This is a genomic window from Rhodanobacter sp. UC4438_H5 (assembly GCF_052978405.1).
Genome location: NZ_CM129672.1, coordinates 3,176,516 through 3,191,571 on the forward strand (window position 1 = coordinate 3,176,516; position 15,056 = coordinate 3,191,571).

8 protein-coding genes are annotated in these 15,056 nt (G+C 69.7%); 4 read left to right on the forward strand and 4 right to left on the reverse strand.

Going from position 1 to position 15,056, the window contains the following annotated elements:
* Nucleotides 1-14: 14 nt before the first annotated feature.
* Together ACVCL9_RS14555 and ACVCL9_RS14560 are read right to left on the reverse strand one after the other, a co-directional pair.
* Nucleotides 15-1,061: a LacI family DNA-binding transcriptional regulator gene (locus ACVCL9_RS14555; RefSeq protein WP_395120906.1), complete on the reverse strand. Its 1,047-nt coding sequence runs from the start codon at nucleotides 1,059-1,061 to the stop codon at nucleotides 15-17.
* Between the two features lie 122 nt (nucleotides 1,062-1,183).
* Nucleotides 1,184-2,473: a sugar MFS transporter gene (locus tag ACVCL9_RS14560; protein ID WP_447097584.1), complete on the reverse strand. Its 1,290-nt coding sequence runs from the start codon at nucleotides 2,471-2,473 to the stop codon at nucleotides 1,184-1,186.
* Between the two features lie 431 nt (nucleotides 2,474-2,904).
* Here ACVCL9_RS14560 and glk point away from each other — a divergent pair, with 431 nt between their 5' ends.
* The 4 genes from glk (at nucleotide 2,905) to ACVCL9_RS14580 (ending at nucleotide 10,444) form a co-directional block, all read left to right on the forward strand.
* A complete protein-coding gene (gene glk, locus ACVCL9_RS14565; RefSeq protein WP_447097583.1) occupies nucleotides 2,905-4,017 on the forward strand; it encodes a glucokinase in 1,113 nt (370 codons plus the stop codon).
* A 137-nt stretch (nucleotides 4,018-4,154) separates the two neighbouring features.
* Complete coding sequence (locus ACVCL9_RS14570) at nucleotides 4,155-6,884, forward strand: TonB-dependent receptor (protein WP_447097582.1); 2,730 nt, start codon at nucleotides 4,155-4,157, stop codon at nucleotides 6,882-6,884.
* A gap of 145 nt (nucleotides 6,885-7,029) precedes the next feature.
* Nucleotides 7,030-9,342 (forward strand): beta-N-acetylhexosaminidase, encoded by a 2,313-nt coding sequence (locus ACVCL9_RS14575; RefSeq protein ID WP_447097581.1) that lies wholly within the window; start codon nucleotides 7,030-7,032, stop codon nucleotides 9,340-9,342.
* Between the two features lie 31 nt (nucleotides 9,343-9,373).
* Nucleotides 9,374-10,444, forward strand: coding sequence for an acyltransferase family protein (locus ACVCL9_RS14580; RefSeq protein WP_447097580.1), 1,071 nt, complete (start codon nucleotides 9,374-9,376; stop codon nucleotides 10,442-10,444).
* Between the two features lie 60 nt (nucleotides 10,445-10,504).
* Here the strand turns inward: ACVCL9_RS14580 and ACVCL9_RS14585 are convergent, their stop codons facing one another.
* On the reverse strand, nucleotides 10,505-10,663 hold the full coding sequence (locus ACVCL9_RS14585) for a hypothetical protein (protein WP_447097579.1): 159 nt from the start codon (nucleotides 10,661-10,663) through the stop codon (nucleotides 10,505-10,507).
* A complete protein-coding gene (locus ACVCL9_RS14590; RefSeq protein ID WP_447097578.1) occupies nucleotides 10,663-14,991 on the reverse strand; it encodes a DEAD/DEAH box helicase in 4,329 nt (1,442 codons plus the stop codon). The genes ACVCL9_RS14585 and ACVCL9_RS14590 overlap by 1 nt, the downstream gene beginning before the upstream one ends.
* Nucleotides 14,992-15,056: the final 65 nt, after the last annotated feature.

Here is a 15,056-nt window from a genome sequence, read left to right on the forward strand (position 1 = left end):
CGATGGCCGGCTGTTCAGCGCCGTGAGGTGGTGTGCCGCGGCGCGGTGGAACCGCGCACGACCAGTTCCGGGCTGAAGCCCTCGTTGGTGCCTTGCGCCGGCTCGCCGTGGGCGGCGCGCTGCAGGTCGCCGATCAGGCGTTGCGCGGCGTGGCGGGCGATCTCCTCGGTGGCCTGGCGGGCGGTGGTCAATGCCGGCCAGGACTGCTTGGAGAACGGGCTGTCCTCGAAGCCGGCGATGGAGAGCTCGTACGGCACGTTGATGCCGTCCGAGTGCGCCGCGGCCAGCACGCCGGCGGCGATCTCGTCGTTGGAGCCGAAGATCGCGGTGGGCCGGTCCTTCAGCGCCAGCAGCTTGCGCGCGCCGCGGAAGCCGTCGTCGAAGGTGAAATCGCCGGGCAGGATCAGCTTGCGGTCGAGCGCGATGCCGTAATCCTTCAGCGCATCCTCGTAGCCCTGGTAGCGCTCCGGGCTGGAGCGGTGCTCGCGCCCGCCCCACAGGAAGCCGATGCGCTGGTGGCCGAGCTGGATCAGGTGTTCGGTGATCGCGTAAGCCGCGTCGCGGTCGTCCACGTAGACGCAGGGGTAGCCATCCTGCGGGTCCTTGCGCGCGGAGATGATGCGGATGAACGGAATCCCGGCGTCGCTCAACGCCTGGATCAGCGCGGGCTGCTCGGACATCGGCGGCGCCAGCACCAGCCCGGCCAGGTGCGAGCGACGCACCAGCGTGCACAGCTCCTCGGCCAGCGTCGGCGAGGAGGAATCGCAGGGGTGGATCTGCAGGCCGAAGCCGCTGGAGCGGCACACCGACAGCACGCCGCGCTGCAGGTTGATGATGTAGTGCGCGTTCGGGTTGTCGTAGACCAGGCCGATCGCATAGGCACGCGTGCTGCGCAGGCTGCGCGCGGTGGGGTCGGGCTGGTAGCCGAGCGCGTCGATCGCCTGCTGCACCCGCTCGCGCGTGCGCGCATGCACCGAGGGCTCGTTGTTGATGACGCGCGACACCGTCTTCAGCGAGACGCCTGCCCGTTCCGCGACATCCTTGATGGTGGCGCTGCGCACCGCTGGACCTCGTGCATCGTGAGTGGGGCGCCGGCAGCGCCATGTGCCGACACCGCCGCACAGCCGGTGTGCGGCGGCGTGTGCATCCTAGCGTATGGCCCCGGGACTGGCGAACGGCGCGATCACGGTGCCGCGCGCCGCTGGCCCACGCGGTGGCCGGCCAGTCCGAAGTACAGGATGTACAGGTAGCACGGCACCATCAGCACGGTGAAGGCGAGCTGGAAGTCGATGTGCTGCTTCAGGTGCACGAACAGCTGCGGCACCACCGCGCCGCCGGCGATCGCCATGATCAGCAGCGCCGAACCGCGCTCGGTGAGGTCGCCCAGGCCCTTGATCGCCAGCGGAAAGATCGCCGGCCACATCATCGCGTTGGCGAAGCCCAGCGCGGCGACGAAGCCGACCGAGACGTAGCCGTTCGTGAGGTAGGCGCCGATCGAGAACAGCACGCCGAGCACCGCCGATACCGCGAGGTAACGCTGCTGCGAGATGTAGCGCGGGATCAGCACCAGGCCGACCAGGTAGCCGGCCAGCATGCCGCTCAGGGTGAACGCGGTGAAGACCTTGGTGCGGTCCAGCGGCAGGTGGAAGCCGGCGCCGTAGGTGCCGATCGCGTCGCCGGCCATCACCTCCACGCCGACGTAGAGGAACAGGCACAGCACGCCCAGCCACAGGTGCGGAAAGCTGAAGATGCTGCCGTGCCCGTGGCCGATCGCGCGCTCGCTGTTGGCGCCTTCCGGCGTGATCTCCGGCAGCGACGAACGCGCGATCCAGATCGCCAGCACCACCAGCAGGCCGGCCATCACCATGTACGGCGTGTGCACCTTGCCGGCGAAGGCGTTCAGCAGCGCCTCGCGCGCCTCGACGGTGGGCGCCGCGGCAACCTGCTCGCCGAAGCTGCCGATGCCGCTGAGCACCAGCGCGCCGAACACGAACGGCGCCAGCACGCCGGCCACCTTGTTGCAAATGCCCATGAACGCGATGCGCTGCGCGGCGCTGTCGATCGGGCCAAGGATGCTGATGTACGGGTTCGATGCGGTCTGCAGCAAGGACAGCCCGGCACCGATCACGAACAGCCCGGTCAGCGCACCGGCGAACACGCGCAGGCTGACGAACTGGCCGAACAGCACGGCGCCGACCGCCATCACGAACAGGCCCAGCGCCATGCCTTTCTTCATGCCGGTGCGGCGCAGGATCATCGAGGCGGGCAGCGAGAACACCAGGTAGGAAATGTAGAACGCGAACGGCACCAGGAACGCATAGGCGTCCTCGACCTGGAACGCCAGCTTGACGAAGGTGATCAGCGGACCGTTGAGCCAGGTCACGAAGCCGAAGATGAAAAACAGCAGGCCGATGATCAGCATCGGCCCGAGTTGCTGCTGCCGGGACGGCGCGGCCGCCAGTGTGGTGCTCATGGTGGTGGATCTCCCCGGGTGCCGTGTCGCTGCGGCCGGCTGGCCGTGCTGACAGGAATGTCTCCTTATTCCGCAAAAAGTGCAACGTTGTCAATCGACGCCGGCGACGGGACATCGCTGCGGCGGATGGTCGAGCGCATCCACCGCCGTTCGGATCGCATCGTTGCGGCAGTGCAACAGGTGGTCCGGGCCGCCAGGCTGCCACGAATATGGCTTGCACAAAGCCTCCAGGCGCACACTTGAAGCAACCTCGCAGGTTGCCATGACAGCTTTGCTGCGACGCCACAGCCGCGTCGCGAAATTGGACGACGATCACAGTTGACAACGTTGTCATCTTGACCACAGACTCGCCCTCCATCAGGCCGGCGTGCGGCCGCGCCGAGTGACCGGCGCACGCGTCGGGATCGCAGCGGAGTTTCGGGAGATCGTCCGTGGGGGAAGTCGCCAACCAGCGCCATGCCGTGTCGCCGTCGACCACCGTGCCGGTTGCTGCGGCGTCGTCGGAGCGGGTATCTGCGGCGTCGGACGGCGAGGCGGCGCAGCCGTTCCTCGCTGCCGATGTCGGCGGCACGCATGCGCGGGTCGGCCTGGTCAGCGGCTGCGGCGATGCGCACGGCCCGGTCAGCGTGCTGCACTTCCGCCGCTACGCCTGCGCCGAGTGGCCCGACCTCGCCGCGATGCTGCGCGACTTCGTCGCACAACTGGCGCACACGCCGCACGCGGCCGCGGCCGCCGGCATCCGCGAATGCGCGGTGGCCTGCGCCGGTTACGTGCTGGACGACGCGATCGTCAACGGCAACCTGGCCTGGCCGGTGTCGATCCGCGCGATCCGCGACGCGCTGGGCATCCGGCAGTTGGCCGTCATCAACGACTTCGAGGCGGTGGCCTATGCCACCCAGTTCCTCGACGCGGCCGATACCCGCTGCATCATCGAGGCGCCCGCACCGCCGCCGGGGCCGGTGCTGGTGATGGGTCCGGGCACCGGGCTGGGTTCGGCGGTGCTGTTGCCGGGCTCGCCGCGCGCCCGCGTGCTGGCCACCGAGGCGGGACAGATCTCGCTGGCGCCGGGCACCGAGCGCGAGATCGAGATCCTGCGCCTGCTGCGTCGCGAGCGCAGCCACGTCTCGTTCGAGGATGCGCTGTCCGGGCCGGGCCTGCTCAAGCTCTACCGCGCGCTGGCCGAACTGCACGGCCGCGCGCCGCGCTGGAGCACGCCGGCCGAAGTCACCGCCGCGGCGCTGGAAGGCCGCGACCCGGTCGCCCGCGAAGTGCTGGAGATTTTCTGCGGCCTGCTCGGCAGCTTCGTCGGCGATCTCGGCCTGCTCTACGGCGCCCGCGCGATCTACCTGGCCGGCGGCATCCTGCCGCGCATCCACGACTTCCTGCTGGCGAGCACGTTTGCCGAGCGCTATTTGAACAAGGGCGTCATGCGCGCCTGGCTGCAACAGGTTCCGGTTCGACTGATTGAGCACGGCCAGCTTGGTGTCATCGGCGCCGCAGGCTGGTTTCTGGATGAAGGGCGCAACCCCAGGCAAGGAGCTTGAGATGAGCCCGATCCCGCAGCACGGCGCCACGCCCACCGTCGTTGTCCGCTGTCCACCGCCACCACGCGTCACCCACAGTCCGCGACCGCATCCACGCCGGTCCTGATTCGATCCAGCCTCTTGAGGGGAGGAACACCATGAACCATCGCAAGACATTGCTCGCCGCCAGCATCATCACCGGTCTGTGCGTCTCCGGTGCGTTGTTTGCGCAGGACAGCACGGCCGCGGCCGACGCCAACCAGCCGAAGAAGACCAACGTCAAGGAACTGGCCACGGTAACCGTCACCGGCATCCGCGACAGCGAGGCCGAATCGCTGGCGTTGAAGAAGGCCGCCGATGCGCACGTGGAGGTGGTCACCGCCGAGGACATCGGCAAGCTGCCGGCCAAGAACGTGGCCGACACGCTGCAGCGACTGCCCGGCGTCAGCGTCGGCACCTCCAGCGCGGGCGAAGGCGGCTTCGACGAGAACGACCGCGTCAGCCTGCGCGGCACCGCGCCCAGCATGACCCAGACCCTGGTCGACGGCCACAACATCGGCACCGGCGACTGGTTCGTGCTCAACCAGACCGCCACCGTGGGCCGCAGCGTCAGCTACAGCCTGCTGCCGGCGGAGATCGTCAGCGAGGTGGTGGTGAACAAGACCTCCGAGGCGCGCCTGGTCGAGGGCGGCGCGGCCGGCACCGTCAACATCATCACCCGCAAGCCGCTGCAGTTCGACAAGCCGGTGACCGTGCACGCGTCCGTCGGCGGCGTCTACTCCGACCTGCCCGGCACCACCAAGCCGCAGTTCAGCGGCCTGTTCAACTGGAAGAACGACGCCGGCACCTTCGGCGTGATGGCGCAGGCGTTCTACGAGGAGCGCAGCCTGCAGCGCAACGGCCAGGAAGTGCTCGGCCTGGAGCAGCTCAAGAGCACCGACGCCATCGTCGCCGCGCACCCGGATCTGAACGGCGTCTACTTCCCCAGCCTGATCGGCAACGTGCTGTTCACCCAGAAGCGCAAGCGCACCGGCGGGTCGGTGGACGTGCAGTTCAAGCCGACCGACAACGTGACGGTCAACCTGAACGGCTTCTACAGCAAGCTCAAGGCCAACAACTTCAACCGCAACTACATGATGTGGGCCACCCACTTCGTGCACGGCGCCACCAACCTCCAGCCCGGCTACGTCGTGGCCAACAACACGTTGACGAATGCCGTCTTCTCGCCCAGCAACGACGCGACGAACTACGGCATCTACGACCAGATCTCGCGCGAGGCCTCCGCCTCGACCCGCTTCTTCACCGCCGACGTCGACTGGCGCGCGAGCGACCGCCTGAGCTTCTCGGCCCAGCTCGGCACCACCAAGGGCGAAGGCTCCAGCCCGAAGCAGGACGTGCTGGAACTGAACACCGCGCCGGGCACCGGCGCCGCATGGGATTTCCGCGGCACCGGCAAGCCGGTCAACTGGTCGCTGGGGCCGGACAACAGCTCGCCGGCGGCCTCGGGCGTCAGCGCCAACTGGATCTTCGGCGAAGGCGGCATCAACGTCGAGGACAAGGAGAACTGGGGCAAGATCGACGGCGAGCTGGACTTCGACGACAGCACGCTGGCCTCGCTGCAGTTCGGCGTGCGCTACGCCGACCACACGCGCGAGAACCCCTATGCGTTCGCGCAGGGACCGAACGGTGGCGACTGGAGCAACCCGGCCAACTTCCCCGCCAGCTTCGGCCATTACCCGGGTGATTTCGGCAGCTCGCTGGGCGGCTCGTTCCCGACCAATATCTGGTACTACTCGCAGGCCGACCTGGCCGCCTACGACTCGAAGTACGCCAACCGCGGGCCGGAGCGGCTGTACCCGAACGACATCTACAAGGTGAACGAGAAGGACGGCGCGATCTACCTGCAGGCCAACTTCATCGGCGACCGCTGGAGCGGCAACGTGGGCGTGCGCTACGTGCACACCAAGCAGGCGGTGAACTACACCAGCACCTCGCCGCAGGAGACCGAAGTGCAGGGTCCGATCCTCGGCTCGGCGTTCTTCCCGGCCGGCTACTACTGGAACACCAACAACGCCAGCTACAGCAAGGCGCTGCCCAGCGCCAACCTGAAGTTCAACCTGACCGACGACGTGCTGGCGCGCGTGGCGGTGTCGCAGACGCTGACCCGGCCGGACTACTCGGCACTGGCCGGCACGGTGTCGCTGGATGACACCGGCCACACCGGCAGCGGCGGCAACCCGAACCTGAAGCCGCTGATCTCGACCAACTTCGACGCCGACCTGGAGTGGTATTTCGCGCCGCGCGGCCTGTTGTCGGCCGGCGTGTACCAGATGTCGCTGCAGAACTACGTCACCTTCGCTTCCGAGTCGCGCCTGTACAAGGACATGCCGGCCAGCACGGCGGCAGGGCACGATGTCTACTCGGCCTACCAGGTGAACATCCCCAGCAACGTCGACGGCAAGGTGCGCGGCGTGGAGTTGAACTACCAGCAGCCGATCGGCGACAACTTCGGCGCGGCGCTCAACTACACCTACGCCACCGGCAACGCCGACAACGGGCAGGACCTGCAGGGCACCTCGAAGAACACCGCCAACGCATCGGCCTTCTTCGAGAACGACAAGTTCAACGCGCGGGTGAGCTACACCTACCGCTCGTCGTACTTCGCCGGCCCGGACCGCGGCGGCTTCTTCTACATGCAGGGCACCGGCTACCTGTCCGCGTCGCTGGGCTACAGCATCAACGACTGGATGTCGGTGTCGCTGGACGGCCTCAACCTCAACAGCCCGAAGCTGCGCTACTACGTCAAGGGCGACGGTTACGGCATCCAGCCGCGTTCGACCTACATCAACGGTCGCCAGTACTACCTGAACCTCCGCTTCAAGTTCTGACGCAACGCCGCGGCATGGCGCGCCACGGACGGCGCGCCGACACCCTCCCCGTGCGGGCCCCGGCATTGGTTGGCGGGCCCGCTTTTTTTTGGCGTCGCATGGTGGCCCTGCATGGCACCATGCGAGCGCGCACCGGAGAATGCGGATGACCCGTCGATGCCTGCCGACCCTGTACTGCCTGCTCGCGTTGCTCATGCTGCTGCTGCCACTGCCGCCGGCAAGCGCGACGGCCGCAGCGCCCTCGCTGATTCCGCTGCCTGCGCAACTCGTGCCGGGCGACGGCAGCTTCCGCGTCGACGCCGCCACCACCATCGTGGTGGCCGACCATGACCCGGCCACCACGCAGGCCGCGCACTACCTGATCGACCTGCTCTCGCGCACGCGCGGCCTGACGCTGCAGCCTGGCGGCGGCGCGAAACGCGCCATCGTGCTGCGGCGCGACCCACAGGCGCCGGTGGCGCAGGCCGGCGGCTATGCGCTCGATGTCGACACCCACGGCATCCGCGTCAGCGCGCGCGACGACGCCGGCCTGTTCCACGGCGTGGTCACGCTGTATCAGCTGCTCACGCCCGATGCCGCGCGCGGCGCGGTGGACGTGCCGGCGCTGTCCATCCGCGACTGGCCGCGCTTCGCCTGGCGCGGCGTGATGCTCGATTCGGTGCGGCATTTCCAGAGCGTGGCCGAAGTAAAAACCCTGCTCGACCAGATGGCCCAGCACAAGCTCGACGTGCTGCACTGGCATCTCACCGACGACCAGGGCTGGCGCATCCAGATCAAGCGCTATCCCGAGCTGACCAGGATCGGCGCGTGGCGCACGCCGCCGGACGCCGGCAGGGATGGCGAGCCGCAGCGCTACGGCGGTTTCTACACCCAGGACGAGATCCGCGACGTGGTGGCCTATGCCGCCGCGCGCCACATCACCATCGTGCCGGAGCTGGACATGCCCGGCCACGCGCAGGCCGCGGTGGCCTCGTATCCGCAGCTCGGCGTCACCGGCAAGCGTCCCGCGGTGTCCGTCGACTGGGGCGTGAACCCGTATCTGTACAACGTCGACGATGCCACCTTCGCCTTCATCGACCACGTGCTCGACGAGGTGATGGCGCTGTTCCCGTCGACCTACATCCACGTCGGCGGCGACGAGGCGATCAAGGACCAATGGCAGGCGTCGCCCGCGGTGCAGGCGAAGATGCGCGCGCTCGGCATCCGCGACGAGAACACCCTGCAGGGCTGGTTCATCGGCCGCATCGGCCGGTACCTGCAGCAGCACGGCCGCAAGCTGATCGGCTGGGACGAGATCCTCGAAGGCGACAAGCTGCCGGCCGACGCCACCGTGATGTCCTGGCGCGGCATCGACGGCGCGATCAAGGCCGCGCTGCTGGGCCACGACGTGGTGATGTCGCCCGCGCCGGACCTCTATTTCGACCACGTGCAGAGCGCGCTGGCCGACGAGTACGCCGGCCGCCTCGGCGTGGAATCGCTGCAGGACGTGTACGGTTTCCAGGCCATTCCCGGCGTGCTCGACGCGCACCAGGCGAAACACGTGCTGGGCGTCCAGGCCAATTTCTGGACCGAGCACATGCCCGGTTTCGCCCACGTCGAGCACGCGGCGTTCCCGCGGCTGGATGCGCTGGCCGAAGTCGCCTGGTCGCCGGACGCCCGCCGCGACTGGAGCGACTTCCTGTCGCGCCTGCCCGGCCAGCTCGCGCGTTACCGCGCCCAGCAGATTTCCTACGCCGACGGCGCCTTCGCGGTGGAGATCGCCACCGATCGCAACGTGGCGCTGGCCACCGGCCGTGCCACCGTCACGCTGGCCAGCCCGACCGGGTTCGGCGCGATCCGCTACACGCTCGACGGCAGCGCGCCCACCCCGGTCTCGCCGCGCTACGAGGCGCCGTTCAACGTGACCCTGCCGGTGACCGTGCGTGCCGCCAGCTTCGCCGCCGACGGCAGCGCGCTGGCTGCGCCGCGTGAACGGGTGCTCAGCCGCGCGGGGTTGCTGAGCCTTGCGGGCAACACCTTGCCCAACTGCCCCGGCAGCGACTTCCGCCTGCGCGTGCAGCCGTCGCCCGATGCGCCCAGCACCCAGCCGGTCTACGCGGTGAACGTGTTCGACAGCTGCCAGCTGTTCCCCGCCACGCGCATGGATGGCGTCGCGGCGATCCACGTCGACGCCGTGCGCCTGCCGCGCAACTTCGCGCTGGCGCACGAGCAGAAGCTGGTGGTGTCGCGCCCGCACGCCACGCCGTTCGGCGAACTGGTGGTGCATGTCGATCACTGCGACGGACCGGTGCTGGCGTCGATGCCGTTGCCCGATCCCGCGCACGGCCCGCGGCGCTTCAGGCTCGACGCGAAGCTGCCTGCGCAAAGCGGCGAACACGGCCTGTGCCTGATCTACACCGCGCCGATCGACGGGGCGCTGTACGCGCTGGAGAAGGTGTCGCTGCAGGCCACGCCATGAGCGCGTCGCATGCACGGTGCGGCGGCGTGGCATGAGCGCGCGGTCCACACGCCTCGCCTCCCTCGACGCGCTGCGCGGCTGCACGGTGGCCGCGATGCTGCTGGTCAACGACCCGGGCGACTGGGGCCACGTGTACTGGCCGCTGGAGCATGCGCAGTGGAACGGCTGCACGCCGACCGACCTGATCTTTCCGTTCTTCCTGTTCGTGGTCGGCGTGTCGGTGGCGCTGGCGATCCTGCCGCGGCTGGAGCGGGGTGCGTCCGCCGCCGAGCTGACCCGCGCGGCGATGTGGCGGGCCGCGCGCATCGTGCTGCTCGGCCTGGCCATCAACCTGCTGGCGACGTGGCTGCTGCCGGATCGCGGCATGCGCATCCCCGGCGTGCTGCAACGGATCGGCGTGTGCTTTGCCGCGGTGGCGCTGTTCGCCATCCACACGCGGCCACGCACGCAATGGTGCGCGATCGCCCTGCTGCTGCTCGGCTACTGGGGGCTGCTCGAACTCGGCGGCACGCTGGCGCCGTGGGCCAATCTCGCCAGCCGCACCGACAGCGCGGTGTTCGGCCACTATGTCTGGTCGATCGATCCGCTCAGCGGTCGCGGGCACGATCCGGAAGGCCTGCTCAGCACCTTGCCGGCGCTGGCCACCACCTTGCTCGGCCTGCGCGCGGGCTGCTGGTTGCGGCGCGGGCGGCTCAAGGCGCTGGGGCTGGGCGGTCTGCTGTCGCTGGCTCTCGGTGCGGGGTGGTCGCTGGTGCTGCCGTTCAACAAGAACCTGTGGACGCCCTCGTTCGTGCTGTGGACGGCCGGCTGGGCCGTGCTGGCGCTGCTGGCCTTCCACTGGCTGGTCGAGCGCCGTGGCTGGCCACCGCTGGGGCGGCGCTTCGGCGTCAACGCCATCGCCGCCTATGCCGGCTCGGAGGTCATGCAGATCGTGCTGCCCGCCCTGGGCCAGGCGACGTGGTACCGCGCCGTGTTCGCCGACTGGATGACGCCGCGCTTCGGACCCTGCGTGCCGTCGCTGGCCTTCGCCGTGGTGTTCGTGGCGTTCTGGTGGCTGGTGGTGTGGGCCATGGACCGGCGCCGCATCTACCTCAAGCTGTAGGGCGGGCACTGCCCGCCGGGCTTTTCGCCGAAAGCGGCGGGCGGTGCCCGCCCTACCGGTTCACCGGCGTTGGCGCATGGCGCGGATCAGCAGGCCCATCAGCAGCAGGCCCAGCACCACGCCGAGGCCGGCGCCCCACAACGCACCGACGTCGCCACCGACCAGGTAGCCCACGCCCGCGCCCAGCGGAAACAGCAGCAGCACCGGCAGGCAGCCCATCAGGATGCCTGCCGTACCGTGGCATCCGGTGCCGACGGGTGGCGCAGCAATACCGCACGCGCGCGTTGCCATTCGGCGGCGGACAGCTCGATCAGCGCCACCGGCTTGCCGCCGACCAGCGCGGCGATCGGCATGCCGTCGCGGTACAGCACGCGCGAGCCGGCCAGTGCCGGCACCTTGTCGCCGACCAGCACGGTGCCGACCAGGTTCAGCGGATCGCTGCCGCTGACGCAGACCAGCTCGTCGTCGTCCGCGCGCTGGCGCACTGCGCGCAGCGGCGCGATGGCCTCGGGCAAGGCAAACTGCTCGCCGACCAGGCCTTCGACGAAACGGCCGCCGCGGATTTCACCGCGCGCCTCCAGCCGGTGGTACACGCGCAGCAGCTCGCGCCACGACGGCAGCCACGGCGCCTCGCGCTCCAGCAGCTTCCAGAACACCACGCCGTAGCGGCGCAGCAGGGTATGCGCAATATGTTCAATCGCCTCGGGCCCGGCCTTGGCGTCCGTGGCCGGGCCGCGCGCCAGTGCCCAGCGCCCCGCATCCTCGATCCCGCCAAATGCGTGCCGGCGCATGCGCCGGTGCCGTGTGCCGTCGCGTTTCGCCGCCGGCAGCAGCAGGGCGCGCAGACCGGCGAAGCTGTCCGCGCTGATCCGGCCGGCGGCCACCAGCTCGCCCAGCGCGTCTTCCAGCTCCGGCCGCAACAGGCGGGTGTCAACCAGCAACTCGTCGAAGAACAGCGCACCATGCTCGCGCAACGCCTCGGCCACGGCCTGGGCGCGCGACGACAGCAGGATGTCCTGCGGCTCGCCCGCGGCGACGGCCGTCCAGACGGCCATCTCCCGGCGGGGCAGCAGCACGATCGGCGTACTGCGCACCGGCCCGCCACCACCGCCGCCGCCGCTGCGCAGCCGGCTCCAGGCGATGCGGCCGGAACGGCACAGCTCGTCCAGCCAGCTGATCGAGTAATCGCCCACGCGCGCTGGCAGGATCTCCGCTTCCCACGCGCCGGCCGCGGCCTCGTAACCTTCCAGCTGTGCCAGCGTGGCGACCAGCGCATCGGGGCCGTTCAAGCGGGTGGCCGCCGACACGTGCTGCCAGTCGAACAGGAAGCGCATCAGCGCGCGCCGGCTGACCGGCTCGATCTCGCGGCGCAGCCGGCCGATGGTGTAACGGTGGATGCGTGCCAGCAGATGGCGCTCGCACCATTCGGTGTCACCGGCGTCGGCGGTGAAGCGGCCCTGCATTACGTAGCCTTCGGACTGCAGCCGCAGCAGCGCCTGCTCGACTTCGCCGGTCTCGACGTGGAGGGATTGCGCCAATCCGTTCACGGTGACCGGGCCGAGTCCGCCGAGGCGGTGGCGCACGAGTTCCAGCAGCGCGTCCTCGCGCGTCCAGGGCTGCGCGGCGTATTCGGCGGGTGCGGCGATCGGCGGTTGCATCGATGCCGCAGGATGCAGCGCCTGCCACAGCGGAAGTTGTTCGGCAGACGTCCACACATCGCCGAGCCGGGTGGCGCGCTTCGCCTTCGCCAGCGCCTGCAGTCGCTCGTTCCAGTCGGGGTTGGCGGCGACTTCATCGGCGGTGACGAAACCCAGCAAGGTCAGCGCCTCGTGCATCTCGTCGGCGTCGCGCACCTGCGGCCAGGCTTCCTCGCGTACGGCGGCGATCGCCTCGGGATCGAGCCGGCCCAGATCGTCTGCGCTGTCGGCGTCGTTCCAGCGGCGCGTCTGCACGGCCTGGGTGCGGCGCTCCTCCAGCGGCGCGTCGTCGAGGAAGGCGTACGGTGCCGCGTTCAACACCTCGGCGGCGAGCGGGCTGGGTGCGGTGAGGTCGCGTGCGACGATGGCGATCTCGCCGGCCTCCAGCTGGCGCAGGATCGCCAGCAGGCCGTCCACGTCCATCGCCTCGCGCAGGCAGTCGTGCAGGGTCTGGTTGACCAGCGGGTGATCCGGCACCTCGCGCTCGCCCACGATGTTTTCCAGGCAGGCGACCTGATCGGGGAACACCGCGGCGAGCAGGTCCTCGCTCTTCATCCGCTGCAGCGGCGGCGGGGTTTTCTTGCCACCGGTGAAGCGCGGCAGCGCCAGCGCGGTCACCGCATTCCAGCGCCAGCGCGCGGGGAACAGCGGCGCGTCGAGCAGGGCCTGCACCAGCACGTGCTCGGCGGTGGCCGAGTGCAGGTAGTGCGCCACCTCCTCCAGCGGAAAACTGTGGCTGGTGGAAAGTGACAGTACGATCGCGTCCTCGGTCGCCGCCGCCTGCAGCTCGAAGTTGAACTGGCGGCAGAAGCGCTTGCGCAGCGCCAGCCCCCAGGCGCGGTTGATGCGGCTGCCCCACGGCGTGTGGATCACCAACTGGGTGCCGCCGGACTCGTCGAAGAAACGTTCCAGCACCAGCGTGTGCTGGCTGGGCAGCACGCCGAGCGCGGCTTTCGCGCGGGAAAGATAGTCGGCCAGCTGCTGCGCGGCGGCCTCGTCGAGGCCGAGTTGATTACGCAGCCACGCGACGGCGGCGGAAAGACCGCCGACATCGAGTTGTGCGGAAATCTCCTCGCGCAGACGCGACACGCCGAACGACAGCTCGTCGCTGCGCCCCGGTGCCTCGCCCAGCCAGAACGGAATGCTCGGCGGCGCGCCGTGCGCGTCCTCCACACGCAGCCGGTCGCGCTCGACGCGCTGGATGCGGTAGCTGGCGTTGCCGAGCTGGAAGATGTCGCCGGCCATGCTCTCGACCGCGAAATCCTCGTTCACCGTGCCGACGATGATCGCCTGCGGTTCCAGCACCACCTTGTAGTCGGCGGTGTCGGGAATGGTGCCGCCGGAGGTCAGCGCGGTGAGCCGCGCGCTGCGCCGCGGGCGCAGCTGGCGGTTCACCGCGTCGCGATGGATGTACGCCGCGCGCGGGCCCTGGCGGGTGGTGAAGCCTTCGGCCAGCATGCGCACAACTGCGTCGAAATCGGCTCGGGCGAGATCGCGGTACGGGTACGCGCGGCGCACCAGCGCGTACAGCGCGTCCTCGTCCCACTCGGCGCAGGCGACCTCGGCGACGATCTGCTGCGCCAGCACGTCCAGCGGCTGCGGCGGCATCACCAGCGCGTCGAGTTCGCCGCGGCGCACGCAGTCGAGCAGGGCGGTGCATTCGATCAGGTCGTCGCGCGTCGCCGGGAACAGCCGCGCCTTCGGCGTGCCGTCGATGCTGTGGCCGGAACGGCCGGCGCGCTGCAGGAACGCGGCGATCGAGCGCGGCGAGCCGAGCTGGCAGACCAGGTCGACTTCGCCGATGTCGATGCCCAGCTCCAGCGACGCGGTGGCCACCAGCACCTTCAGCTCGCCGCGCTTGAGCCGCTGCTCCGCATCCAGCCGCAGCTCCTTGGCCAGGCTGCCGTGATGCGCGGCGACGTGCTCCTTGCCGAGCCGTTCGGACAGGTGCCGCGCGGCGCGCTCGGCCATGCGCCGCGTGTTGACGAAGACCAGGGTGGTGCGGTGCGCGTGCACCAGCTGCGCGAGGCGGTCGTAGACCAGCTCCCAGCTGTCGTTCGACATCACCGCTTCCAGCGGGACGGGCGGGACTTCGATGGCGAGGTCGCGCGGGCGGGTGTGGCCCGTGTTGATGATGGTGCAGGGATCTTCCTTCTCCCCCTCGGGGAGAAGGGAGTGCTGAGCGCCGACCAGAAAGTCGGCGACTTTTTCTATGGGCTTCTGCGTCGCCGACAAGCCGATCCGCAGCAGGCGCCGCTGGCACAGCGACGCCAGCCGCTCCAGCGACAAGGCCAGATGCGAGCCGCGCTTGCTGCCGGCGATGGCGTGGATCTCGTCGACGATCACCGTGCGCACGCCCGCCAGCATGGAACGGCCCGAGGCCGAGCCGAGCAACACGTACAGCGACTCCGGCGTGGTCACCAGGATGTGCGGCGGCTGCTTGCGCAGCAGGTTGCGTTCGACCTGCGGGGTGTCGCCGGTGCGCACGGCGGTGCGGATCGCCACGTCGGGCAGGCCGAGCTTCTCGAGCTCCGCGCGGATGCCTTCCAGCGGCGCTTCCAGATTGACATGGATGTCGTTCGACAATGCTTTCAGCGGCGACACGTAGAGCACCGTGGTGGCGTCGGCCAGCACGCCGCCGTGCGCCACGCCCTCGCGCACCAGTTCGTCGATGGCGGCGAGGAAGGCGGTGAGCGTCTTGCCGGAGCCGGTCGGCGCGGCGACCAGGGTGTGCTGGCCGGCGCGGATCGACGGCCACGCCGCCGCCTGCGCCGCGGTGGGTGCGGCGAAGCTGCGGCGGAACCAGGCGGCGACCGCCGGGTGGAAGGCTTCGAGGATTCGGGAGTCCATGCGCGGCGGCACCGGTCGGGGCGGTGGCGGGGAGTGGGACACCCGATCATATATGGGGGCCGCGG